Annotated in this window: 25 protein-coding genes; 7 read left to right on the top strand and 18 right to left on the bottom strand. The window is 65.5% G+C overall.

The features are described from left to right. Nucleotides 1–377 precede the first annotated feature (377 nt). The 5 genes from argS to nadC are packed head-to-tail and all read right to left on the bottom strand — an operon-like array spanning nt 378 to nt 5,735. Complete coding sequence (argS, locus tag KBY72_RS06055; RefSeq protein ID WP_254993253.1) at nt 378–2,153, bottom strand: arginine--tRNA ligase; 1,776 nt, start codon at nt 2,151–2,153, stop codon at nt 378–380. Nucleotides 2,154–2,193: 40 nt separating this feature from the next. Next, entirely contained in the window at nt 2,194–3,348 is a 1,155-nt protein-coding gene (grrM, locus tag KBY72_RS06050) for a cyclophane-forming radical SAM/SPASM peptide maturase GrrM/OscB (RefSeq protein ID WP_254993252.1), read from the bottom strand. Between the two features lie 20 nt (nt 3,349–3,368). Then, a complete protein-coding gene (gene grrA, locus KBY72_RS06045) occupies nt 3,369–3,782 on the bottom strand; it encodes a GrrA/OscA1 family cyclophane-containing rSAM-modified RiPP (protein WP_254960795.1) in 414 nt (137 codons plus the stop codon). Between the two features lie 31 nt (nt 3,783–3,813). Further along, a complete protein-coding gene (gene grrP / locus KBY72_RS06040; protein ID WP_254993251.1) occupies nt 3,814–4,818 on the bottom strand; it encodes an extracellular substrate binding-like orphan protein GrrP in 1,005 nt (334 codons plus the stop codon). A 59-nt stretch (nt 4,819–4,877) separates the two neighbouring features. Continuing rightward, complete coding sequence (nadC, locus tag KBY72_RS06035) at nt 4,878–5,735, bottom strand: carboxylating nicotinate-nucleotide diphosphorylase (RefSeq protein ID WP_254960793.1); 858 nt, start codon at nt 5,733–5,735, stop codon at nt 4,878–4,880. 117 nt (nt 5,736–5,852) lie between these two features. Between nadC and KBY72_RS06030 the strand changes: the two genes are divergently transcribed. Genes KBY72_RS06030 through KBY72_RS06020 form a run of 3 tightly spaced genes read left to right on the top strand, consistent with a single transcriptional unit; the run spans nt 5,853 to nt 8,065 of the window. Further along, on the top strand, nt 5,853–6,098 hold the full coding sequence (locus KBY72_RS06030) for a hypothetical protein (RefSeq protein ID WP_254960792.1): 246 nt from the start codon (nt 5,853–5,855) through the stop codon (nt 6,096–6,098). A gap of 15 nt (nt 6,099–6,113) precedes the next feature. Beyond that, the gene (locus KBY72_RS06025) at nt 6,114–6,467 is read left to right on the top strand and encodes a hypothetical protein (protein WP_254960791.1); all 354 of its coding nucleotides are present in this window, start codon (nt 6,114–6,116) and stop codon (nt 6,465–6,467) included. A 26-nt stretch (nt 6,468–6,493) separates the two neighbouring features. Then, complete coding sequence (locus tag KBY72_RS06020) at nt 6,494–8,065, top strand: NCS2 family permease (RefSeq protein WP_254993250.1); 1,572 nt, start codon at nt 6,494–6,496, stop codon at nt 8,063–8,065. On the opposite strand, the gene KBY72_RS06015 is transcribed toward KBY72_RS06020, so the two are convergent. Genes KBY72_RS06015 through KBY72_RS06005 form a run of 3 tightly spaced genes read right to left on the bottom strand, consistent with a single transcriptional unit; the run spans nt 8,056 to nt 10,505 of the window. Beyond that, a complete protein-coding gene (locus KBY72_RS06015; RefSeq protein WP_254993248.1) occupies nt 8,056–8,832 on the bottom strand; it encodes a hypothetical protein in 777 nt (258 codons plus the stop codon). The genes KBY72_RS06020 and KBY72_RS06015 overlap by 10 nt on opposite strands. 54 nt (nt 8,833–8,886) lie before the next feature. Continuing rightward, entirely contained in the window at nt 8,887–10,272 is a 1,386-nt protein-coding gene (gene mnmE / locus KBY72_RS06010; RefSeq protein ID WP_254960788.1) for a tRNA uridine-5-carboxymethylaminomethyl(34) synthesis GTPase MnmE, read from the bottom strand. A gap of 44 nt (nt 10,273–10,316) precedes the next feature. Continuing rightward, a complete protein-coding gene (locus tag KBY72_RS06005) occupies nt 10,317–10,505 on the bottom strand; it encodes a hypothetical protein (RefSeq protein ID WP_254931775.1) in 189 nt (62 codons plus the stop codon). 151 nt (nt 10,506–10,656) lie between these two features. On the opposite strand from KBY72_RS06005, the gene KBY72_RS06000 reads away from it, so the two are divergent. Next, complete coding sequence (locus KBY72_RS06000) at nt 10,657–10,806, top strand: hypothetical protein (protein ID WP_254931776.1); 150 nt, start codon at nt 10,657–10,659, stop codon at nt 10,804–10,806. Here KBY72_RS06000 and KBY72_RS05995 read toward each other — a convergent pair. Continuing rightward, entirely contained in the window at nt 10,803–13,133 is a 2,331-nt protein-coding gene (locus tag KBY72_RS05995) for a RelA/SpoT family protein (RefSeq protein WP_254993245.1), read from the bottom strand. The two genes, KBY72_RS06000 and KBY72_RS05995, sit on opposite strands and share 4 nt — an antisense overlap. A 52-nt stretch (nt 13,134–13,185) precedes the next feature. Between KBY72_RS05995 and KBY72_RS05990 the strand changes: the two genes are divergently transcribed. Then, nucleotides 13,186–14,787, top strand: a complete 1,602-nt coding sequence (locus KBY72_RS05990) for an ABC transporter ATP-binding protein (protein ID WP_254993244.1) — start codon at nt 13,186–13,188, stop codon at nt 14,785–14,787. Nucleotides 14,788–14,793: 6 nt separating this feature from the next. Here KBY72_RS05990 and KBY72_RS05985 read toward each other — a convergent pair whose 3' ends face one another. Genes KBY72_RS05985 through KBY72_RS05975 form a run of 3 tightly spaced genes read right to left on the bottom strand, consistent with a single transcriptional unit; the run spans nt 14,794 to nt 17,020 of the window. Beyond that, the gene (locus KBY72_RS05985) at nt 14,794–15,738 is read right to left on the bottom strand and encodes an RluA family pseudouridine synthase (protein ID WP_254960784.1); all 945 of its coding nucleotides are present in this window, start codon (nt 15,736–15,738) and stop codon (nt 14,794–14,796) included. Continuing rightward, nucleotides 15,735–16,646, bottom strand: coding sequence for a ribosome biogenesis GTPase YlqF (gene ylqF / locus KBY72_RS05980; protein WP_254960783.1), 912 nt, complete (start codon nt 16,644–16,646; stop codon nt 15,735–15,737). Before ylqF ends, KBY72_RS05985 begins: the two co-directional genes overlap by 4 nt. Further along, on the bottom strand, nt 16,646–17,020 hold the full coding sequence (locus KBY72_RS05975) for a universal stress protein (protein ID WP_254960781.1): 375 nt from the start codon (nt 17,018–17,020) through the stop codon (nt 16,646–16,648). The genes ylqF and KBY72_RS05975 overlap by 1 nt, the downstream gene beginning before the upstream one ends. 158 nt (nt 17,021–17,178) lie before the next feature. Here KBY72_RS05975 and KBY72_RS05970 point away from each other — a divergent pair, with 158 nt between their 5' ends. Further along, nucleotides 17,179–18,384 (top strand): phosphoglycerate kinase, encoded by a 1,206-nt coding sequence (locus tag KBY72_RS05970; protein WP_254960780.1) that lies wholly within the window; start codon nt 17,179–17,181, stop codon nt 18,382–18,384. A 40-nt stretch (nt 18,385–18,424) separates the two neighbouring features. Here KBY72_RS05970 and KBY72_RS05965 read toward each other — a convergent pair whose 3' ends face one another. The 5 genes from KBY72_RS05965 to KBY72_RS05945 all read right to left on the bottom strand — a co-directional run bounded on the left by KBY72_RS05965 (nt 18,425) and on the right by KBY72_RS05945 (nt 22,080). After that, complete coding sequence (locus KBY72_RS05965) at nt 18,425–18,937, bottom strand: hypothetical protein (RefSeq protein ID WP_254993237.1); 513 nt, start codon at nt 18,935–18,937, stop codon at nt 18,425–18,427. Nucleotides 18,938–19,050: 113 nt separating this feature from the next. Next, nucleotides 19,051–19,446, bottom strand: a complete 396-nt coding sequence (locus KBY72_RS05960; protein WP_254960778.1) for a glycine zipper 2TM domain-containing protein — start codon at nt 19,444–19,446, stop codon at nt 19,051–19,053. An 80-nt stretch (nt 19,447–19,526) separates the two neighbouring features. Beyond that, nucleotides 19,527–19,913: a hypothetical protein gene (locus KBY72_RS05955; protein WP_254960777.1), complete on the bottom strand. Its 387-nt coding sequence runs from the start codon at nt 19,911–19,913 to the stop codon at nt 19,527–19,529. Nucleotides 19,914–20,048: 135 nt separating this feature from the next. After that, entirely contained in the window at nt 20,049–21,377 is a 1,329-nt protein-coding gene (locus tag KBY72_RS05950; protein WP_254960776.1) for an ATP-binding protein, read from the bottom strand. Beyond that, the gene (locus KBY72_RS05945; RefSeq protein ID WP_254942233.1) at nt 21,355–22,080 is read right to left on the bottom strand and encodes a response regulator; all 726 of its coding nucleotides are present in this window, start codon (nt 22,078–22,080) and stop codon (nt 21,355–21,357) included. The genes KBY72_RS05950 and KBY72_RS05945 overlap by 23 nt, the downstream gene beginning before the upstream one ends. A gap of 100 nt (nt 22,081–22,180) precedes the next feature. Here KBY72_RS05945 and KBY72_RS05940 point away from each other — a divergent pair, with 100 nt between their 5' ends. Next, nucleotides 22,181–22,474, top strand: coding sequence for an EF-hand domain-containing protein (locus KBY72_RS05940; RefSeq protein ID WP_254960775.1), 294 nt, complete (start codon nt 22,181–22,183; stop codon nt 22,472–22,474). Here KBY72_RS05940 and KBY72_RS05935 read toward each other — a convergent pair. Next, nucleotides 22,471–23,241, bottom strand: a complete 771-nt coding sequence (locus KBY72_RS05935; protein ID WP_254932094.1) for a hypothetical protein — start codon at nt 23,239–23,241, stop codon at nt 22,471–22,473. The genes KBY72_RS05940 and KBY72_RS05935 overlap by 4 nt on opposite strands. Between the last annotated feature and the right edge of the window lie 27 nt (nt 23,242–23,268).

The following is a 23,268-nucleotide window of genomic DNA, read 5'->3' as shown; positions in this document are numbered from 1 at the left end:
CACCTCCGCCGTCTGACTGAGCAACGAGCTCAGGCACTCCTGCACATACTTAAATCTTGGCGGAATGGTTGTCAAAGAAATGATGAGTTTCGTCATTACAAATTAGCGGCGATACCACATGCAAAAGGGTTCAAAACCAAAGAATGCTGATCTTTTATGCAACAGAAAAATCCTTCGACTATCCACTTGGCCAAGCCTCATTCCTCATAGAAGCCCAGAGAAAGTCTACAGCTCAACCTAATTCCTCTAGGGGTCAGGCCGACTGAGCAGAGGCGAATTATGATAAGCAGATGAGAAACGAAACCTCCTGAATGGCATCCAATCAGGCTTAGCAAGAATAATCCGGAATTTAGGCTTATTGATCTCTCGGCAGCGTCTCACATCCGCTCCAAGGTGGGGATACCCAGCAGGCCAAGTCCCAGGGCGAGGGTGTCGGTGGTGAGGCGGCAGAGCGCGAGGCGGGAAGAGCGGGCCGGCTCCTCGGCCTTGAGCACCGGCACCTGGTCGTAGAAGCGGTTGAACACCTGGCTGAGCTCAAACAGGTAGTTGCAAAGCCGATTCGGCAACAACTCCTGCTCCACTTCAGCAATCACCCCATCAAACTTGAGCAGCTCCCGCACCAGCGCCCACTCCTGCGCTTCGCTGAAGGTGAGTGAAGCAACGGCGCCAGCCCCCAGATCGCCGCCCTTGCGGGCGATGCCGGCGATACGCACCACCGCATAGAGCAGATAGGGCGCCGTGTTGCCAGTAAGTGCCAACATCCGATCAAAACTGAACTGATAGTTGGTGATCCGATTGGTGCTGAGGTCGGCGTACTTCACCGCCGCCAAGCCCACGGAGGGCGCCACCTGCTGGATGAAGGCCTCGTCTTCGCTGCGCTGCTCATCGGCAAGGCGCTGACGCAGATCAGCCTCTGTGCGCTCCACCGCCTCATCGAGCAGGTCCTTGAGGCGAACCGTGTCGCCGGAGCGGGTCTTGAGCTTTTTGCCATCGTCGCCCTGCACCAAACCGAAGGGCACGTGCTCGACGCCGCAGTGGGAGGGAATCCAGCCCGCCCGCTGGGCCACCTGGAATACGCCAGCAAAATGGCTGGCCTGGCCCGCATCGGTCACATAGATCACTCGGCTGGCTCCATCGCCGGCCGGTCTAGGGGCGAAGCGATAGCGAATCGCCGCCAGGTCGGTGGTGGCGTAGTTGAAGCCGCCATCGCTCTTCTGCACGATCAGCGGCAGGGGCTGGCCGTCCTTGCCACTCACCCCCTCAAGAAACACACAACCTGCGCCGGCATCAACCACCAGCAGCCCGGCAGCCCTGAGGTCGTCAACCACAGCCTGCAGGTAGGGGTTGTAGAAGGATTCGCCGCGCTCGGTGAGACGGATGCCGAGCTGGTCGTAGATCTTCTGAAATTCGCGGCGGCTCTGGTCGCACAGCAATCCCCAGGCCTTAAGCGACACCGGATCGCCCCCTTGCAACTTCACCACCTCCTCCCGGGAGGTGTTTTGGAAGCTTTCGTCGTCGTCGAAGCGGGCCTTGGCCTGGCGATAGAAGGACACCAGATCACCCAGATCCACCGCATCGGCCATGGTGAGAGCCTCTGGCGCCACCTGCTTCAAGTGGGTGATCAGCATCCCAAATTGGGTGCCCCAATCGCCCACATGGTTGAGCCGCAGCACCAGGTGGCCGCGAAACTCCAGCACCCGCGCCAAAGCATCACCAATGATCGTGGAGCGCAGGTGCCCCACATGCATCTCCTTGGCGATGTTGGGGCTGGAGAAGTCCACAATCACCGGGGCTTGCAGCTCCACCTTTGGCACCCCCAGGCGCGGATCGCCAAGGCGGGCCTGCAGCTCCGCCGCCAGCCGCTCGGGCCGCAGGGTGAGGTTGATGAAGCCGGGCCCTGCAATCTGGGGCTCGAGGCAGAGCTCGGCAAAGGCGGGATCGGCCGTAAGTTGCGCCACGATCGCCGTGGCAATAGCCCGGGGCGGCTGGCCCAGAGGTTTGGCCAGGGGCAGGGCCCCATTGGCCTGGAAGTCACCGAATTCCGGCTTAGACGCTGGCGCTAGCTGGGGATCGAGGGGCTGGCCCGCCTCGGGGAAGGCCCGCTGCATCGCTGCCAGGAGCTGGCCCTGCAGGGCGTGGAGAACGGTCAGCATGGCAACGGTGGGCCGCAGTGGCGGCAGGCACTTGCTGTGATCATCCCTCTCCAGCCAGCTGCAGGTCTGCCTCCATTCCCTGCAGCACTACATCGGCCACCAGCTTGATGCGATAGCGGCAGGCCTGGGTTTCGGTGCAGTCGAAACTGCGGTGCTCCCAGTATTTGTTACTGCCCGCACCACCCCCGCACAGCCCGAAGTACTCACACTCCTGGCGGCAGCGTTCCACACCGGAGCGAATTTCCTGCAGCACCCGCTGCAATTTGTCAGTGGCGGCGATGGCTTCCAGGCTGTCGTGCAACACATGACCAAAAGCAAAATCGCCGTATTCGGCGGTGGGCACCGAAAGCAACTCCGGATCAAAGGTCGACACATTGCCGCGGGCGTCCACATTGACGATCGCGAAGGGAGCATTCATGTCGGTTTGGGCCATGCGGGCATTGCTGCAGGCCAAGCTGACGATCCCGTCAAATTCCCGCAGGCGCAGGCTCCCTGGCTGCTCCATGCAGCGCTGCCAAAACCGCTCTAAAAACACCCGATAGCGCTGCTCCGCGCGGGGGGCCTTGAGACTGGAGGCGGCGTTTTCACCTTCGGTTTCCTCCATGTTGAAGCCCACGTCGGTGATGCCGTGCTCGAGGAAGAAATCAAACAGACCATCGGCATGGTCGAGGGCATCGGCGGTGAGCACACAGATCACCTGAAAAGCAATCTGGCGCCGCACCAGCCAGTCGATCCCCCGCATCACCGCCCCATGGGTGGGCAAGCCGGTGCGAGTAACCCGGTGGGCGTCATGCAGGAAGGAAGGGCCATCCATGCTCACCCCCACGTGAATGTCATTGCGCTCGAAGCAGTAGCACCAAGCCCCATTGATCACGGTGGCATTGGTCTGCAGCGACTGGACGATCGTGCTGGCGGGCAGGCCGCGCCGCTCCAGCAGCTGGCGCAAGCACGCACTGGCTTGGTCGTAGAAGGCGATTGGCGCCATTAACGGTTCGCCCGCATGCCAGAGCAGGGTGAATTGCCCCTCGAAATAGGGGCTATCGAGCACCCGCTCCACCGCCACCTCCAGCAGCTCAAGTGAGAGCTGGGTGCGATCACCCCGATCGGGCAGATAGCAGTAGTCGCAATCGAGGTTGCAATAGGGGGTGGGTTGTACCACCAGCAGCCGCACGGGGCCGTAAGACTGACTTTCCACTTCAGCAGCCCGGGGAGCGATCAGCGCCAGTAGGGACCACCATTTAGGAAGCCCCCATTGCGGAAGCCACCATTACGGAAGCCGCCGTTATAGAAGCCCCCATTGCGGAAGCCGCCGTTGTTGAAACCGCCGTTATAGAAGCCGCCGTTGCGAAAGCCGCCGTTGCCCCAGCCCATGCCCCCGCCGTTGACGAACACATAGGACACGGCGTCATCGGGCAAGCCAGAGGCTTCGGCGCCATCGCGCTCCTGCACTGCCGCCGCAATTCGGCTCAGCCGCTCCTCAATGCTGAGGGAGGTTGGTTTAGCTGCGGTTTGGTCCTGGGCTGAAGGCTCATGCTGGGCGCTGGCCAAGGCCAGGGCCGCCGCCCCATCGAGGGGCAGGGAGGCCAGCAGCAACAGGCCGAAGAGATGGGAGCGGTTCAAGAACGCCATAACAACTGCGAAAAGGGTTTCAGCGAGGGGATCAGCGACCGGTCGAAGCAGCCTGACCTTCAAGAACGGGGCGAATCGTCTCAACCCCCAACAGCACAGCCTCAAAGCTGGCGCGGATCGCAGACTCAGGCAATCCCAGCGCACTCGCCGGACCGAGCCAGCGGTTCACGGCGGTCACCGTGTCTGGCTGGCCATCGAGGTAGCCCTGGAGCAGCCGGGCAATCGCCAGATTGACGACGTTGCGGAAGGCCGAGTCGTTTTCGGCGAGCACACAGCTCACCGCATAGGCCTCGTAAGGGAAAGGCGGGCTGAGCTGTAAGCCTGGCAGCCCCTGCTGGCGCACCAGCCCCGCCAGCACGATCGTGTCGCCAATTACGCCTTCCACGGTGCCGGCCTGCATCGCGGCAACGGCAGCCTTGAGGCTGTCGAAGGCAACGGGCGTGGCCTTGGGCTGCATGCCCCGCAGTTCGGTTTCACCCAGCGACTGGCGCACCACCCCAATCCGCCGTCCCGCCAGAGCGGCCGGACTGCCATCAAAACGCCCGTTGGGCGCCAGCAATCTCACGCCGGAAAGGCCGATCGGCAGGGAGAAATCCACCTGCATGTCCACCGCCCAGCTGAACGGCAAGCCACAGGCGAGATCCGCCTTGCCGCTGGTGATGCTGTTCACCAGGCTGGCCGGGTCGCTGATCGGCGCAAAGCGGACACTTACAGGACGGCCCACGGCCTGGCTGAGCTCAGCGGCAATGCGTTCAGCCACCAAGATGCCGTAGCCGGAGGGCTGGCCTTGGGGGCTCAGCATCATTAGGGGTGGAACGTCGGCGAAACCACTCAGCACCAGCTGGCCGCTGCGAGCTGCCCGCTGCACCGCCCCCTCGAGCTGGGGCTTGGCCGGGGGTTTGGTTTGGGATTGGGCCTGGACCGCCGCCGGCATTACGGCCAGCAGCCCGAGAGCTGCCACGCCAGCAGCCAGCCGGCGACCAAGGCCAGCTAAGCGAGAGCTGCGCTTGGAAAAGCTGCGCTTTGGTGCTGCCACCCAACCTCGACGTGAACTAACAGAAGTATGCAGAGGCTCGGCTCCACTGCCAACTCAGCTCAATAATCAAACCGCATGCTGAGATCAAGCCAGGCGCTGCGGGTGATCGGCGCGCTGGTGGAGATCAGGTCGATGCCGCTGCTGGCGTAGTCGCCTAGCTGCTCAGGCTGCACGCCTGAGGCTTCCAGCACAAGCTGCCGGCCGCCAGCCAGGCTGCGCAACTCGGGCACCAGCTGCCGCAACTGGGCCGGCAGGAATTCATCCAGCAGTACCCCATCGGCGCCCGCTTGCACCGCCGCTGCCGCCTCAGCCGCCGTTTCCGCCTCCACAATCACCCGGGCCGGCCAAGGAGCATGGGCCCGCACCGCCGCAATCGCCGCCTCCACCCCACCCGCCCAAGCCAGGTGGTTCTCCTTGAGCATCGCGGCGTCATCGAGGCCCTGGCGGTGGTTGCTGCCGCCCCCGCAGCGCACGGCGTACTTTTCAAGTCGGCGCAGACCCGGCGTGGTTTTGCGGGTGTCGGCAAGGCGCACGCCCGTGCCCTCGAGCTCGGCCACCAGGGCGGCGGTGGCGGTGGCAATGCCGGAAAGACGCATCGCCAAGTTGAGGGCCGTGCGCTCGCCGGCCACCAGGGCAGCGGCCCCACCCTCCAGCTCCAGCAGGCGCTGGCCTGCCACCACCGGCTCACCATCAGCCACCAGCAACTGCAGCCGCAGCGCCGGATCCAGCAAGCGGAACAGCGGCTCCACCAGCACCCCGCCGCAAAACACCCCTGGCGCCTTGGCCAGCCAGTGAGCCCGGCCATGACGACCAGCCAGGGCCGCAGCCGTGAGATCGCCGCGGCCAATATCTTCTGCCAGGCAGGCGCGCAGCTGCGGCTCCAGCTCGGGGGTAAAAGGCAGATGGGCAGCAGGCATTACCCCTCCGGGGCATGACGATCTAATGATGCGAGGTCATAGGCCAGCCGGATACGCCAACGGTTGCCAAATCCGCGCCCACGTATTTTCTAAAGCCAGATCCAACGTGCTCCCCCCTTGATCCGCCCCAACCTGCGCAACCTTGCCCCCCTTACTGCCGTTGCGCTGCTGAGCCTGGCGGGATCCGGCACCACCGCCGCCATGGCCCAAACCAAGGCCGCCCTGACACAACCCACCCCTACCGTCCAAATCCTGGACAACAACATCTCCCTAGCCCAGGTGCTCAAGGCCCAGGAAGGCTGGTGCACGGCCCTGCTACAGATCAGCGCCGACTACGCCAAAGGAGGGATCACCAAGGCATAGGCAACCGCCACAAAGGTGATTGATCAAGCCTATGCCTACCAATACGGACCGGTGGCGTTCAAGCCAACCCTTGCCTCAGGCGAACAAACCTTTCGCACTGATCGAGAAGGTGCCCTCGCCTACTTTGTGGGCCACAATCCCAAATTCCCCCAAGACAAGGGTTTCGCCATCAAGCCCTGGCGCTCTTGCAAGATTGTGAACCAGGTGATTCAGCTGAATGGGGCGTCGGCCACCACCATGGGCAATGTGATCTTCACCGACGCCACTGGCGGCGTCACCAGCGTTGACAAGACCTGGACGTTTGCCAAAGAAAACGATGGCAGCGTGCGCATCGTTCTGCACCATTCATCGCTGAAATACGGCGGCTGAGCCTCACCGCATCTGCAACGATCGCCATGACCAAACCCCGCTGGTGGACCGCCGGTGACCTCGATGGCTTCCTCGGCCTCGGGCTCGACAACCTGATCCAGATCCTGTTGATCGTGGCCCTTTGCCGCGGCGTACTCGGCTATCCCGACAGCCTGATCTTCGGCGCGATCCTGCCTGCCACTGGCATCAGCCTGGTGGTGGGCAACCTGGCTTACGCCCGCCAGGCCTTTCAGCTCGACCAGCGCGAGGGGCGCGACGACCGCACCGCCCTCCCCTACGGGATCAACACGGTGAGCCTGTTCGCCTATGTGTTTCTGGTGATGCTGCCGGTGAAGCTGACGGCCTTGAGCCAGGGCCTGGATCCAGCCGCAGCGGTAACCCTCTCGTGGCGAGCTGGGCTGATCGCCTGCCTGGGTTCGGGGTTGATCGAATGCTCCGGTGCCTTCATCGGCAACAGCCTGCAGCGCTGGCTGCCTCGCGCAGCCCTGCTCTCCACCCTGGCTGGCATTGCCCTGGGCTACATCGCCCTGGGCTTCCTGCTGCGCACCTACGCCCAACCGGTGGTGGGGCTGGCAGTGCTGGCAGTGATCCTGGTGGGCTACTACGCGCCGGTGCGCTGGCCGGTGCCCGCCGGCCTGGTGGCCGTGCTGCTGGGCATAGCCCTGGCCTGGGCCAATGGTTTGATCGACCTCGATCCAGTGCGCTGGCAGAGCAGCACGGCCCTGATTGGGCTCCACATACCCAAGCTGCAGCTGGCAGACCTGTGGCAGGCGCGCGGCCAGCTAGTGCCCTGGTTGGGGGTGATCGTGCCGATGGGACTTTTCAATGTGATCGGCTCGCTGCAAAACCTGGAGAGCGCCGAGGCCGCCGGCGATCGCTATCCGGTGCCCAGCTCGATGCTGATCAATGGCATTGGCACCCTGGCCGCTGCCACCTTGGGCTCCTGCTTTCCCACCACCATCTACATCGGCCACCCGGGCTGGAAGGCCATGGGCGCCCGCATTGGCTACTCCTGGCTCAATGGCGTGGTGATGGGCGCCGCCTGCCTGCTGGGCCTGTTTGGCGTGGTCGGCCAACTGGTGCCGATTGAAGCCGGTATGGCGATCGTGCTTTACATCGGCCTGGTGATCGCTGCCCAGGCCTTCCAGGCCACGCCGCCTCGCCATGCTCCGGCCGTGGCCTTGGGGCTGTTGCCCGGGCTGGCCGGCTGGGGCGCCCTGATGCTGAAAGCGGGGCTGCGGGCCGGTGGCAGCGGCACGGCCGCCAGCCCCTTTGGACCAGCAATGCTGGCGCCCCTGGCCCAGGCCGATGTGTGGGCCGCCGGGGCCTTCGCCCTTGAGCAAGGCCAGATCATCACGGCGATGCTGCTGGCGGGCATGCTCGTTTACGTGATCGAGGCCCGCCTGCTGGCGGCGGCGGCCTGCGCAGCCATCGCAGCCGTGCTGTCCTGGTTTGGTGTGATCCACGCCTGGCAATTCACCAGCTCCGACACCGTGCTGCAGCTGGGCTGGGGCGTGGGCCAGAGCTGGGCCCTCGGCTATGGGTTGATGGCCCTGGTGTTCCTCGCCGCCCGTTGGGGCCTCCGGCCTCAGCGCTGATGCTGCAGCAAACCGAGGGTGAGATTGTCTGGGTCGGTCTGCAGGTAGACGTAGCCACCACCATTGGCGAGCAGCACCACTTTGTAGTTGTAGGAGGCGCCCGCAGAGTCTCTCTGGGTCATCGAACCCAGGCAGCTGGCAGCCAGCTTGAGATTGCCGCTGTAGGTGCCCCGGTCCTGGCGGCCGGCGTAGCTGGACACCGCCAGACCTTGCACTGCCCCTGCCTGCCACCACTCCCGCTGCACCACCGCATTGGGCTGCCAGCTGCCAGCCAGCCAGCTCTGGCCCTGCTGCTGGCTGGTGACCAGGCCATCGAGCTGCTCGGGCCGGCAAGCGCCCGGAGCCTGGGCCACATAGCGCAACGACAACACCTCACTGGGTGCCACCACCAGGGAAGTGCGCGGCCGGCCTAGGCGATCCAGGGCTACCGCATCAGCCATGGCACCGGCCGAACCCTGGCGCTCAACTAATGCCCAGCAGTTGGCATCGGCTTTCACCTGACCGCTGTAGCGATCTTCCGTAAAACGGCGCCCCGCCCGCAGGTAGCGAACCCCTTCGATGCGGCCATCAGCAAACCAGCGCTCCTGCATCAGCAGGGCCGTGGGTTCGCCCCGCTGCTGACCGCTCCCGAGCACCACAAAGGTGCCAGCCGCTGGTGCTTTGCACTGGGCCAGGGCCGCCGCAGCCGACTTTTCAGCAGCTCCTGCCCCTGGCACCAGGCCAGCGCCAATAGCCACGACAGCGAGCAGGGCGCGGGGGTTGGCCAACAACGCACACCATCAAGTGGTTGCAGTTTGGCAAGAGGCAGTTTGGCAAGAGCCCTACTTACCAATACAGAAACGCGAAAACACCCGATCCAGCACCGCCTCGCTCACCGCCTCGCCGGTGATCTCGCCGAGGGCACGCACGGCGGCGCGCAGGTCAATCGTCCAGAAGTCCCAGGGCAGCTGCTGCGCCGCAGCTTCAAGGGCAGCCCCCAGGCTCAGGGCTGCCGCCGCGGCCAGATCCCGTTGGCGGGCATTGAGTGCCACCTGCACCCCTTCAAGGCAGCCAGCTCCACAGCGGCGCAGCAGCTCGGCCACCAGCTCGTCGCGGCCGGCGCCAGTGAGGGCACTGAAGCGCACATCTGCCGGCTCCCCATCCCCCGGGGGCACCAGACCCACCGGCAGGCCAGCCCCATCGGCCTTGTTGCCCGCCACCAGCAGCACGACGCCCTCGGGCACCAGCTCCCGCAGGGCCTGATCCTCCAGGCTCCAGCCCGCCTCCAGATCAAATAGCAACAGCACCGCATCAGCGGCGGCCAGGGCCTGGCGGGAGCGCTCGATGCCCAGCTGCTCAACCCGGTCGCTGGTGGGGCGAATGCCGGCGGTGTCGAGCAGGGTGAGCGGCACGCCGTCGAGCACCAGCTCGCTTTCCAGCAGGTCGCGGGTGGTGCCCGGTAGGTCGGTCACGATCGCCCGCTCTCGCTGGCTGAGCAGGTTGAGCAGGCTGGATTTGCCCACGTTGGGCCGTCCCACGATCGCCACCCGCAGGCCCCGGCGCAGCAGCTCCCCCTGGCGCGCCTCAGCCACCAGCTGCTCCAGCTCAAGCCGCACCGCCTCCAGTTCCGCCGTCACCGCCGCGCCATCGAGGGGGGGCAGGTCCTCCTCGAAGTCCACCCGCGCCTCCAGCTCCGCCAGCTGATCCAGCAGCCGCTCGCGCAGGGCGCCGATGCGCAGCTGCAGGCCGCCATCGAGGCCAGCCATGGCCAGCTGGGCCGCCCGGCGGCTGCGGGCCGTGATCATTTCGCTGATCGCTTCGGCGCGGGTGAGGTCGAGCCGGCCGTTTAAAAAGGCCCGCTGGCTGAATTCCCCTGGCAGGGCCCGCCGCGCCCCAGCCGCCAGCACCAGCTCCAGCACCCGCTGCACCGCCATCAGGCCGCCATGGCAGTGCAGTTCCACCACGTCTTCCCGGGTGAAGCTGCGGGGGGCCCGCATCAACAACAGCAGGGCTTCGTCGAGCCGCTCGCCACTAGCAGGATCCACCACATGGCCGTAAAGCACCCGGTGGCTGTCCCAGCTCTGCTGTCCTGGGGCCACAAACAATTGATGGCCGATCGGCTCGGCCTCGGGGCCAGAAATCCGCACGATCGCCACACTGCCCTCGCCTGGAGCCACGGCGGTGGCCACGGCGGCGATGGTGTCAGCAAATCCGGCGGGGTCTGGCATGACCCCATTTCAGCGCCAAAGCGCCCGCAGATCGAGCACCCGGCTCAGGGATTGGCCAGGCCGGGAAACACCATCAAATCGATATGGCCGCCAACGGGATGGCGCCATTCGCGGAATTCCTCGGCCAAGGCGTGCTGCTCGCGGGGCAGGGCTTGAGCCTGCAGGTCCTGGAGCCGCTGGTGCACCAGGTCCAAGGTGTCGTCTATCAGCTGGGCCGCCTGCTCGGAGGTCATGGTGGGGAAGCCGGGGAATGGGCAGGTTGTAACTGGGCCTTCAACGGCACGCTGTAGCGGACATCACGACCGCGCCAGCCGCACCTCCAGCTCACCGCTAGCAGGCAAACGCCCCATCAGTGAGAGAATCAGCTTCTATTCAGGGGCACTCGTGACGAACGGCAAGGGATCTCCGCGCTCAGCACTGTCGACCCTGCTGCTTGGCTTCGGCGCCGTCGGCGGCTTGGCCCTGCTGGTGTGGCTGACGCTGGTGATGCTCGACCTCAAGCACCTCAACACCTCGGGCTTCACCCTGCCCTAGCCGATGCCCGTGCGGGCGATGTCGAGCACATCGGCCATGGAGCGGATCTGATTAATGGTGCTGGCTAGCTGGCTGGAACTCTCAAGCTCCACCCGCAGATCGATGCGGGCTGGCTTGCCGGGATTGGTGCGCACCCGGGCATCGCAGACGTTGATGCGGTGATCGGAAAGGCGAGTGAGGATGTCTTTAAGCACCCCAACGCGATCGAGCACCTCGATGCGAAGTTGCACCGGGTAGCGGCGCGGGCGCGTCTCGGAGGCGGAATTCCAGCGCACCGGCAGCCGCCTTTCGGCCGGCACCTGGGCCACGTTGGAGCAGTCCTGGCGGTGGATGGTGATGCCGTGGTTACCGAGAGCCACCGCCCCAAGAATCTGCTCGCCAGGCAGGGGACTGCAGCAGCCCCCGAGCCTGTAATCGAGGCCCTCAAGGCCGAGGATTGAGCTGGTGCCACCCCCACCCACCGGCGCTTGATGCGCCACCTGGGCAGCGTGGGCCGCCACCTTGGCCGCGACCTGCTCATTGCTGACCACGGGGGTGGAGGCTTCGCTGGCCAGGCGCATTTCCTCACGCAGCCTGTTGAGCACCTGATGCAGGGTGACCCCACCAAAGCCGAGGGAGGCCAGCAGGTCTTCGGTGCAGGTGAGATTGCAACGGCGGGCCACCTTGGCCATCGCCTCACCATTGAGCAGGGCATCGAAGCCATCGCGGCCGAGCTCGCGCTCGAGCATCTCGGTGCCGCGCTGGAGGTTGTCTTCGCGGTGGCTGGTTTTGTACCAGTGGCGAATGCGATTACGGGCCGTGGGGGTAGCCACGAAATTGAGCCAGTCGAGGCTTGGGTGGGCCGTCTTGGCGGTAACCACCTGCACGAAGTCACCATTCCGCAGAGGTGTGGCGAGCGGGCATAGCCGATCATTAATGCGCACGCCCTGGCAATGATTGCCGATTTCCGAGTGGATGCGATAGGCGAAATCTACGGCCGTAGAACCCTTACGCAAACCCACCACATCGCCATTGGGAGTAAATACAAACACCTCCTCATCAAAGAGATCTTCTTTGATCGAGCGCAGGAAGTCGTTGCTGTCGGTGCCACCGTCATCCTTCTGCCAATCAACCAGCTGCCGCAGCCAGTTGAACCGCTCGGCATCTGCTCCAGAGGCGGCCGGCGAACCGCCCTCCTTGTATTTCCAATGGGCAGCAATGCCGTATTCGGCCACCTGGTGCATGTCGGTGGTGCGAATCTGCACTTCAATCGGCCGGTGCCGGCCGATCACCGCCGTATGCAGGGATTGGTAGCCATTGGGCTTAGGCAAGCCGATGTAATCCTTGAAGCGCCCCGGGATCGGCCGGAAGGTGTCGTGCACCACCGCAAGAGCCCGATAACAACTCTCGAAGTTGGGGCAAAGAATCCGCAGAGCCGCCACGTCGTAGATCTCGTGGAACGCCTTCTGCTGGCGCTGCATCTTGCTCCAGATGCCATAGAGGTGCTTGGGCCGGCCGCTTACTTCGCAATTGGCCAAGCCCACGGCGGCTAGCCGGTCTCGCAGCAATTGCACCGTGACCGCCAGGCGCTCCTCGCGCTCGCTGCGCTTGGTGGCCACCTGCTGCTGCACATCCCGGTAGGCCTCGGGCTCGAGGATCTTGAAGGCCAGATCTTCCAGCTCCCACTTCAGCCGGCCAATGCCGAGGCGATTGGCCAGGGGGGCATAGATCTCCCGGGTTTCCCGGGCGATGCGCAACTGCTTTTCGGGCTTGAGCGCCGCGATGGTGCGCATGTTGTGCAACCGATCGGCCAGCTTCACCAGCACCACCCGGATGTCGCTGGCCATGGCCAGGAACATGCGGCGCAGGTTTTCAGCCTGGGCTTCGGTGTGGTTGGTGAAGTGAATGCCGCCGAGCTTGGTAACCCCCTCCACTAGGGCCCGCACCTCGGCGCCGAAGTGCTGTTCGATCTCCTCAGCGGTGACCTCGGTGTCCTCCACCACGTCGTGCAGGAAGCCCGCAGCGATCACGCCGGCGCTGGCACCGATATCGCGTAGCAGGTCGGCAACGGCAACCGGATGAATGATGTAAGGCTCGCCACTGGCCCGAAACTGGCCCTCGTGCAGCTGGTAGGCGAAGTCGAAAGCGGAGGCCAGCAGAGCCTCGGCATCGCTGGAACAGTTCACCTCCTGCCCCGGCGGCACATGCTCGATGCAGCGCTGCAACCACTCCGGCAGGGGCACGCCGTAGTCGGCAGGAATGCGGATTGGCTTGCGCACCAGAGCTGGAGCGGCCGCCACTCGAGTGGCTATGGCCGATGCATCCAGATTTGGGGCCGCCCTGAGCATTTAAGCCTGCGGGTTCCCCTCATCGTAGGCAAGTGGGGCCAAGCTGGTGGCCATGACCAGCCCCGTGCTCGCAATTGAGAACCTGGTGGTGAGCTATCCCGACGCGGAGCGCCCCACCCTCGACGGCCTGAACCTGACCCTGGCGGCCGGCGATCGCCTGGCCCTGGTGGGTCCTTCCGGCTGCGGCAAGAGCACCGTGGCCCGGGCAGTGCTGCAACTACTGCCCCCGGGCAGCCAGTGCAGTGGCTCCCTGCTGCTAGCGGGTCAGAACCCCAGCCAAATGGCCCGTCCGGCCCTGCGCCAACTGCGCGGTGAAGCGGTGGGGCTGGTGTTCCAGGACCCGATGACCCGCCTCAACCCACTGCTGACGATCGGCGATCACCTGGCCGACACCCTGGCGGCCCACCGGCCCCGCTGGCAGAGGCGCCAGGTGCGGCAACGGGCGGAAACCCTTCTGATCCGGGTGGGCATCGGCCCGGAGCGCTACGGCAGCTATCCCCATGAATTCAGTGGCGGCATGCGCCAGCGCTTAGCGATCGCCCTGGCGATGGCCCTGGAGCCGCCGCTGGTGATCGCCGATGAACCCACCACCAGCCTGGATGTGGCCGTAGCCGGCCAGGTGATGGCGGAGCTCAGCAACCTCTGCCGCGAAGCGGGCAGCGCCCTGCTGCTGATCAGCCACGACCTGGCCATGGCGGGCCGCTGGTGCGACCAGATCGCCGTACTTGATCAGGGACGCCTGGTGGAACAGGCGCCAGCCCGGCAGTTGCTGATGGCCCCCGCCTCCGCCCTAGCCCAACGGCTGGTGGCCAAGGCACGGGAGCGGGAGGGCGCCGAAAGTTTGCCGCCACCGCCAGCACCGCTACTGCTGGAAATCGAGCAGCTGCGCAGCTGGCATCCACTGCCATCCCTGCCCTGGCAAGCCCGCTGGCTTAAGGCGGTGGATGGCGTCAGCCTGCGCCTGCAGCAGGGCGAAACCATCGGCTTGGTGGGAGCCTCCGGCTGCGGCAAAAGCACCCTCTGCCGCGCCCTGATGGGGCTGGCGCCGGTGCGGGGTGGCACGGTGCGGCTGCAGGGCACAAACCTGCTAAGCCTGCGGGGCCGAGCCCTGCGCCAGGCCAGGCGCGGCATTCAGATGGTGTTTCAGGACCCGCTGGCCTGCCTCAACCCCCAGATGGTGGTTGGTGAGGCGATTGCCGATCCCCTGCTGATCCACGGCCTGGCCAACCGCTCCCAGGCCCGTCAACGCGCCCGCGAACTGCTGACAGCGGTGGGGCTCACCCCCCCGGAAAGCTTTGAAAACCGCCTGCCCCGCACACTCTCTGGTGGTCAGCAGCAACGGGTAGCGATTGCCCGGGCCCTGATCCTGCAGCCCCAGGTGCTGCTCTGCGATGAGAGTGTCAGCATGCTGGATGCCGAGGTGCAGGCAGATGTGCTGGCCCTGTTGCGGGAGCTGCAGGAGCGCCTGGGGTTGGGGATGCTGTTTGTCACCCACGACCTGTCGGTGGCCAGTGGCTTCTGCCACAGGGTGCTGGTGCTGGAGGGGGGGAAGATCGTGGAGGAGGGCCCCGGCTCCCGGCTGCTGAGCGATCCCCAGACCGCCATCACCCGAACCCTGGTGGAAGCCTGCCCGCGACTTCCCATAGCTGCATGACCCTGCCTAGCGCCGCCTGAGCACCGCCAGCAAACGCTCGAACATCTCCGGCAGCGGCGCTTCGCACACCAGCCGCTGCTTGGTGATCGGGTGATCAAGTCCCAGCTGCACGGCGTGCAAAGCCTGGCCAGGCAGCTCAAGCGGCAGCTTGCGGCAGCGGGAGTAAGTGGGGTCGCCCACGATCGGGTGACCGACGTGGGCGCAGTGCACCCGGATCTGGTGGGTGCGACCAGTGTCGAGCTTGAAACGCAGCAGGCTGTAATCCCCCAGGCTCTCTACCAGGCGCCAGTGGGTGCAGGCATGACGCCCCGAATCGTCGTGAACCACGGCATATTTTTTGCGGTCGACGGGGTGGCGGCCGATCGCCCCGACAATCGTGCCGAAGTCGCCAGCCGGTTGGCCGTGCACCACCGCCAGGTACTGGCGAGAAGCGATGCGCTTCTGGATCTGCACCTGCAGCTTCACCAAGGCCTCCTGACTCTTGGCCACCACGATGCAGCCCGTGGTGTCCTTATCGAGCCGATGCACGATGCCGGGCCGCAGTTCGCCGCCGATGCCGGGCAGATCTGGGCAGTGGTGCAACAGGCCATTGACCAGGGTGCCATCCCTGTTGCCAGGCGCCGGGTGCACCGTGAGCCCGGCGGGCTTGTTGAGCACGATCAGGTGGGCGTCTTCAAACAGCACATCAAGCGGCATCGCCTGGGGCACCAGGTAGGGAAGGGGCTCGGGCGGCGGCATCCACAGCGCCACGCTATCGCCTTGGCGCAGGGGAGTCTTGGCCCGCCCCGTAACGCCGTTGACCCGCACATAACCCGCCTCAATGAACTTCTGGATCCGGGCGCGGCTCTGCTCCGGCCGCTGGGCCACCAGCCAGCGATCCAGCCGCATCGGCAGCGGCTTGGGATAGGTGAGCGTCAGCAGCTCACCTTCGCCCTCGCCAAATTCGCTCATAGAGGCGTCAGAACAGGCAGCTCAAGCGCAATGGCACCCAAGCGAGCGCAGCGAAAATCATCGAGCAGCTTGGTGGCCATGCGCAGGCTGTCGCCACTGGTGTGGCGCTCCGCAGCGGTCACCAACCAGCCCTCCACATCCGGGCCGCCGCCGGGCAGCACACCCAGGGGGATGCCATAGCGCTTGCCCACCAACCCAGGCGGCACGCCAGCCGCTGGCTCGGCTTCCAGCAGGGTGAGCAGCTGCAGGAAGGCCCGGGCGGCGGCTTCGTTGTCGTAGGCCGCCTGGCCGATGTCGTCGCACAAGGCCAAGCGCAGGGCTGCCTGCTGGTCGTCGAGGCGGGGCGGCAGCACGCCGGGGGCGTCGAGCAGGTCGAGGTCCTGGCCCAGCCGCACCCAGCGCAGGCTGCGAGTCACACCGGCACGGCGGGCGCTGTCTACGACTTTCTGACGCACCAGCCGATTGATCAGGGCCGATTTACCCACATTGGGGAAGCCCAGCATCAGCGCCCGCACCGGCCGTGGCTTCATGCCCCGCCCCGCCCGGCGAACATTGAGGGCCACGCCGGCTCGGATCGCCGCCTGCTGCAGCTGCTTAACGCCGGTGCCAACCTTGGCGTCACACCACCAGCAGGTCTGCTCCTGGGCTCGAAACCAGGCGGTCCAGGCCTGGCGCACCGGCGGCGGGATCATGTCGACCCGGTTGAGCACCAGCAGGTGTTGCTTATTGCCGATCCAGCGCTGCAGCCGCGGGTGGGAGGTGGCCATGGGTATGCGGGCATCGCGTACCTCAATCACCAGGTCCACCTTGGCCAGATTGGCGCTGAGAGCTTTCTCCGCCTTAGCGATGTGGCCTGGGTACCACTGAATCGCAGGAGCGTTGACGCTGAGCGGAAGCGTCTGGGGCATCAGGGCACCACCAGCACCGGACAGGGAGCCAGCTGGATCACCCGGGCGGCGGTGCTCTGCTGATCGCTCTCGATCGCAATGCCGCGGGTGCCCATCACGATCACGTCAGCATTGATCTCATCTGCCACATCGCCGATCACGAAGGCGGGCTTGCCCTCCCGCTCGATCACCTGGCAGCTCACGCCGGCCTCTTCAAAGCGAGCGCGGGCTTGCTGCAGCAGGTCAGCAACCGCAGCTGGGTCGTCCTGCTCGGGCTCCACTACCGACAGCAACACCAGGGTGCTGGAGTGCTGCTGGGCCAGTTTCAAGGCCACCGCAGCCGTTTCCATCGCCTGACGGCTCCGGTCGATGGGAAAGAGAACGGTGTCAAACATGGGGCGTAGTGCGGCTGGGCAGATGCAAGCCCGTGGCTTCAGTCTGGGGGTCGATTCGTCGCCCGGCCAGGGCGGATGGCAGGGGGGAATCCGAAGCCTGGCCTGGCTGGGGCACGCGGGGGCTAATCTCCCCCGGCAATTCAGTTATTCCATAACCCATGGCGAAGCGATCCCTGGCCAGCCTTTCGGCCGATGAGCTCCGCGGCAAGCGCGTGCTGGTGCGGGTTGACTTCAACGTACCGCTAGATGACGCCGGTGCCATCACCGACGACACCCGCATCCGGGCCGCCCTGCCCACGATCAATGACCTGAGCAGCAAGGGCGCCAAGGTGATCCTGGCGGCCCACTTCGGCCGTCCCAAGGGCCAGGTGAACGAAGCCATGCGCCTCACCCCCGTGGCTGCCCGCCTCAGCGAGCTGCTCGGCAAACCCGTAGTCAAAACCGACAGCTGCATCGGCCCCGACGCCGAAGCCAAGGTGGCAGCCATGGCCGAAGGCGATGTGGTGCTGCTCGAAAACGTGCGCTTCTTCGCTGAAGAAGAGAAGAACGACGCCGGTTTCGCTGCCCAGCTGGCCGCCCTTGCCGATATTTACGTGAACGACGCCTTCGGCGCCGCCCACCGGGCCCACGCCTCCACCGAGGGCGTCACCAAGGCGCTCAGCCCCAGCGTGGCCGGCTACCTGATGGAGAAGGAGCTGCAGTACCTGCAGGGCGCCATCGACGAGCCCAAGCGCCCCCTGGCGGCGATCGTGGGCGGCTCCAAGGTGAGCTCCAAAATCGGCGTGCTCGAGGCCCTGATTGACAAGTGCGACAAGGTGCTGATCGGCGGCGGCATGATTTTCACCTTCTACAAAGCCCGTGGCCTAGCGGTGGGCAAGAGCCTGGTGGAAGAGGACAAGCTTGAGCTGGCCAAGGAGCTCGAGGCCAAGGCGGCCGCCAAGGGCGTGCAGCTACTGCTGCCCACCGATGTGGTGCTGGCCGACAACTTCGCCCCCGACGCCAACAGCCAGACCGTGTCGATCGACGCCATCCCCAATGGCTGGATGGGCCTTGACATCGGCCCCGACTCGCTCAAAGCCTTCCAGGAAGCCCTGGCCGACTGCAAAACCGTGATCTGGAACGGCCCCATGGGCGTGTTCGAGTTCGACAAGTTTGCCGCCGGCACCAACGGCATCGCCCACACCCTGGCCGACCTGAGCGGCAAGGGCTGCTGCACGATCATCGGCGGTGGCGACTCCGTGGCAGCCGTGGAAAAGGTGGGCGTAGCCGAGAAGATGTCCCACATCTCCACCGGCGGTGGCGCCAGCCTGGAGCTGCTGGAAGGCAAGGTGCTGCCAGGCGTGGCAGCACTAGATGAAGCCTGATCTGGATGTGGCCTGATCCAGGCTGACCGCGAAAGGGGGCTCAGGCCCCCTTTTTTTGTTGGCGCTGGTCCTTGTCCAAGCCCGGCAAGCCAAAGCGGCGCTGAAGCTCGGCCCGTTCGGTCATCCAGCGGCGACGCTGCTCCATCGCCTGGTCCTGCAGGTTGCGCTGGCAGGTCTGCAAGGCATCGACGCCACGGGCCGGCACCATGCAGCGCTCGGCCTGGCTCAGTTGGTCCAAGCGTTCGACGGAAACCCGCTGCTCCAGCTGTCGGCGGGCAGCGAAATAAGCCTGGCGCTCCTGGCTGCTCAATTTGGCCATCGCCTCGGCCTGCTGGCGTTGCATCGCTTCGCGGCGCTCAGGGTTGGGGCGCCTTCCGTAACCGGTGCCTTCGGCGAAGGCCGCAGCACCGGCCCCACTCACCCCCATGGTTAACAAGGCGCCTGCCAGGAGCAGGGAGGCAGGGCGCTGTCCGGCTCTAGGCAAAAAGGTGTGCAAGAGGTTCATGGCTGTAGGTGGGGTGAGGTGGGGTGAGGAGGGGAGGAGCCGCTCCAAGCGGCTCCTCCCCTGAATCCTGGACGCTCCTTTTCACTGAAATGTGACTAGACCGGCGGAAAGTTGTGACCGGATCTGACTGTGCACAACCGCAGCGCCGGCTGAAGCCGGCTTCAGCAACCGGAGATCACACCACCCAAGATGCCGCCCATCGCGGCCCCCATTGGCAGGCTCCAGAGGCGATTGCGGGAGTTGCTGGCCAACATCGCTCCCAATCCGCCACCGATGGCAGCCCCGGTCAGCACGGTGCCCCTATTGCAGCGATTCACGGGAGGAGGGCTATAGAGCTCAGGCTCAGAGGCAATGGGGTAGTCATAGGAACTCACGGGCAGGGGGGCATAGGTTCGGCCTCGGGGCGGACCGTAGTTGTCGTAGGCGTAGCGCTGACCGCCGTAGCGCTGATCCCCGTAGCGCTGATCGCCGTAGGGATAGGCCTGGGAGGCCTCAGGAGCAAGGGCTGCACTGCCGAGCAGGCCGGCCAAAACGAGAGGAAGAGCAGAGAGGCGCATGGTTGATCTTGCGGAAGGTGATCTCGAGGTAGGTGGTGTGGCGGGGAATGGGATTCGGAGAAATAAAAGCGAAAAGGCCGTCAGAGGCTCAGGCCGGGCCGTCCAGGCAGCTGGGCGGTGAAGCCCTGGCGGCCCATCAGAAGCTGCCATTCCTGCTGATCGCGCCGCCTCTGACGCTCCCGAGCCTGCTCATCGCGGCGCAGGCACTGGTCGTTGTCCCAGCGCTCACGGGCGCTGCTGAGGCAGCGATCCAGTTGGTCGAGGCGCCACTGGGTCTGGCGATAGGACTGATCCGCCAAGGCCCGCTGAGCCTGAACCCAGCCGCGCGTGAGGTCCGAATTAGGGCTCCAGGGGCCGAAGGCTCGACCGGGGAACTGGGGATCGGCCATGGCGGAGCCGTCACTAACGACGCCGCTACCCAACAGGCCCAGCACCAGGGCCAGACGGGGAAGGGGAAAGGACTTCATGGGAAGAAGGTGGGTGAAATGGTGCAGCCTTGAGCTGTCACCCCGGAACTTTGCGGCGAACCAACGGGCTAAGTGCAACCGAGTTGCCACCAACCTGTGACCAAATCCGACAGACGCGGGGGTTAACCGGCAGTTTCAGCTCCCCAGCTGGCTTTTGGAGCGCCCCCAAAGGGCGATTCCAAAACGAAATCCAAAGGCGGGGCTAGGGCCATTGCCGGAGCCATCGCTCTCCAGCCGCTCCAGCCCACCGCCGTGGCCGGCCGCCACCCGAGCGGCAATCGCCAGCCCCAGGCCGCAGTGGCCGCTGCCACCTCGGGCGGCATCGAGCCGCTGGAAGGGCATCAAGGCCTGATCCCACTTAGCGGCAGGGATGCCTGAGCCCCCATCCCAAAGCACGATGCGGAAGCCCTCCCCCTCAGGCGGCCCTGACTGCAACACAAGCCTCAGCGGTGGTGCGCCGTAACTGCGGGCGTTATCGATCAAATTGGCCACGGCCCTGGAAAGCGCCACTGGCTGCACCACGCGCAGCAAGGGCTGCAGCTCCAGCGCCAGGGTGTCGGCATCCAGGCCCGCCGCCACCTCGGCCAGCAGCTGGTCAAGCGGCACCGCCACGGCCACCTCGTTGTCGTTACCGCCAGCGAACAGCAAAAACTGTTGAGTGATCCGCTCCAGGGCCGCCAAATCGGCCTCAGCCTGTTGCAGATCCACTCCCGGCAAGCCGGCCAAGCTGAGCCGAAAGCGCAGTCGTGTAATCGGGCTTTTGAGGTCGTGGGCGATGCCACCCAACATCACCGAACGCTCCTGCTCGACGCGCCCCAAGCGCCGCACCATTGCATTGAAGCGGCCGGTGAGCTGGCGCACGGTGGTGGTGCCACGCTCCTCCGGCAGAGCGGGTGGCCGGGCAGCGGTGCCTACCCCGCCCAGGGCCCGCTGCAGCTGATGCAGGGGGCGTTGCACCTCGAGCCAGAAAAACAGCAGCAGCGCCACGCTGCCGCCCAGCCCCAGACCCGCCAGCAGCAGCCAGGGATCGGGCGGCCAGCGGCGGGCCGGCGGAATCGGCGCCAGCAGCCACACCGGCTCCAGCGGCGCCAGCAGTTGCACCCACACACCCCTGTGCGGCAGCGCCGCCGGCAGCACGGTGGGACAGGGCCGCAGCTCACGGCAGAGCTGCTGGCGCAGCAGCCGTCCCTCGGCAGCCAGAGCAGAGTTGGTGGAGGTGGGCGGAAGGGCCCCGACTCGCAGGGACAGGCCACTGAGCCGGGCCAGGGTCGCCGGCGGCAAGCGATCGAGGGCCAGCTCCGCTAAGCGCACCTGAAACAGCACCTCGGGCCCCAACTGGGCAATGCGGGCCCGCTGCAGACGCTCGGCCAGCAGCGCCTGCAACTGGGCCGTACTCAGCAGGGCAACCCCAAGTCCCACCAGGCCGTAGCGCAGGGCGGTCCTAACGGCTGCGAGGTTGACCATCGGGCACGAATACATAGCCATAGCCCCACACCGTCTGCAGGTAGCGGGGTCGAGCGGGATCCGGCTCCACCAATTTGCGTAGCCGCGACACCTGCACATCCATGCTGCGGCTGTCTGTTACTGAATCCGGCCCCCGCGCCAGCTCGACCAGCCGCTCACGCGAAAGAGGTCGGTGCGGATGCTGCACAAAGGCCGCCAGTAAAGCGAATTCGCCTGAGGTGAGCACCGTGATCCTTCCCCCCTGCTCCAGGGTGCGGGCCGCCAGATCCAGCACCTGCTCACCAATCGTCAAGGACTCCCCTTCGGCCAGGGGCGTACCGGCCGGCAGGGCGACGCGGCGACGCAAAACCGCCTCAATGCGGGCGGTGAGCTCCCGCGGCAGGAACGGCTTGGCCAGATAGTCGTCGGCGCCCTGCTCCAGGCCGATGATCCGATCCACCGCATCGCCTTTAGCGGTGAGCATCACCACCGGCAGATCGTCACCGCCGTCGCGCAAGCGCCGCAGCAGGGTGAGGCCGTCGTCTCCCGGCAGCATCAGATCCAGCACCACCAGATCGGGACGCTGGCCTGCCAACCGCGCCATCAGCTGGGCTCCGTCTGCCAGGCAGCGCACGTCATAGCCCTGGTCGATCAGGTAGGTGCCCACCATGCTCCGCAATTCGGGGTCGTCATCAACCACCCAGATGCTTTGACCAGGGGACATCGCGGTGCCATTCCGGAAAGATTTAGTCACAGCTTGGCCGGAATCTGGCAATAGCGGGCAGCACAGGGCTGCATAGCCTGAGTTCATTCCCACCTAAGCCATGCCCACCGCAACCATGGTTCCTGGTGTTCGTCACCCGCTGCGACTGATCGCCAGCCGCCTGGCGGGAGTGCTGCTTTTGGCCACTGTCGTCAGCCCAGAACTGCCGGCACGGGCGGCCGATGAGTTTGAGGTGTACCAACAGCGGCTAGCGCAATTGTTCCGGCAGCTCGATCGCAACGGTGATGGCAGGCTGGAGCTTGATGAAGTGCGCACCAACGCCTACCTTCTGCGCCACTTCGAGCGGCTCGACCGCGGCGGCAAGGGCTACCTAGTGCCCGGCGACCTGCGTTAAGGATCCAGCTGGGTCTTGTCGGCCACCACCAGCACCCGCTTGGTGGCACTGACGATGCCCTTGGGATGGACCAGCAAAATTGCCCAGGTCTGAGATCCCGGTGTGAAGGGAGCCTGCACCGACTTGAACAGGCCACCGCCACCCAATGCTCCCAGCTGGAGCTCTGGGCTCTCCAGAGCGTTCACCTGCTGACCGGTAAGGGCCACCAAACCACCCGCCGCGATCGCCCCCTCCAGGGGCTCGTCAAACAACGCGTCAACGTCATAACGCTGACCTGTGAGCACCGCATCCGGGATCAAAAGACTCACGGGTAGATCGGCCTCACCGCTGCGCATCAGGGTCTGCTCTCTAATCACTATCTGGCCATTGATGCGGCCCCCAGGACCGCCACTGCTGCTGAGCACCAACTGTTGCTGGGCATCGAGCCGGTAGCGAGTAGGGCCTTCCTGCCGGGTGCCGGTCACCTGGAGCTGCACGGTGCTGCGCCCATCACGCAAAGGCTTGCCCGTGGTGAGCTGCCAGCGGGCATCAGGGAACTGCCGCAGCACGCTGCGCCTTCGCAGTTCCACCAGGGTTACGTCGAGCCCAGGACCGTCCTCCATGGCGCCCCTGAGCTCGCCGGTGCCATTGAGGGCCGTTTCCAGGGCCTGGAGCTGAGCCGCACTGGGCCCGGCAGCAGCAATAGCGGGCACCGTGCTGACCAGCAGGACGGCGAGGCCGGCCAGGCTTCGGGGCAGAAATCGGCCAAGTAGCTGGAGACGCGGCATGGGGCGGCGGAAACCGCTTTTAAGTTA

Source organism: Cyanobium sp. BA5m-21 (assembly GCF_024346235.1).
Classification (GTDB): Bacteria; Cyanobacteriota; Cyanobacteriia; order PCC-6307; family Cyanobiaceae; genus Cyanobium_A; species Cyanobium_A usitatum.
Note: the sequence above shows the minus strand (reverse complement) of the source record. Positions and strands in the feature narration are given on the sequence as shown.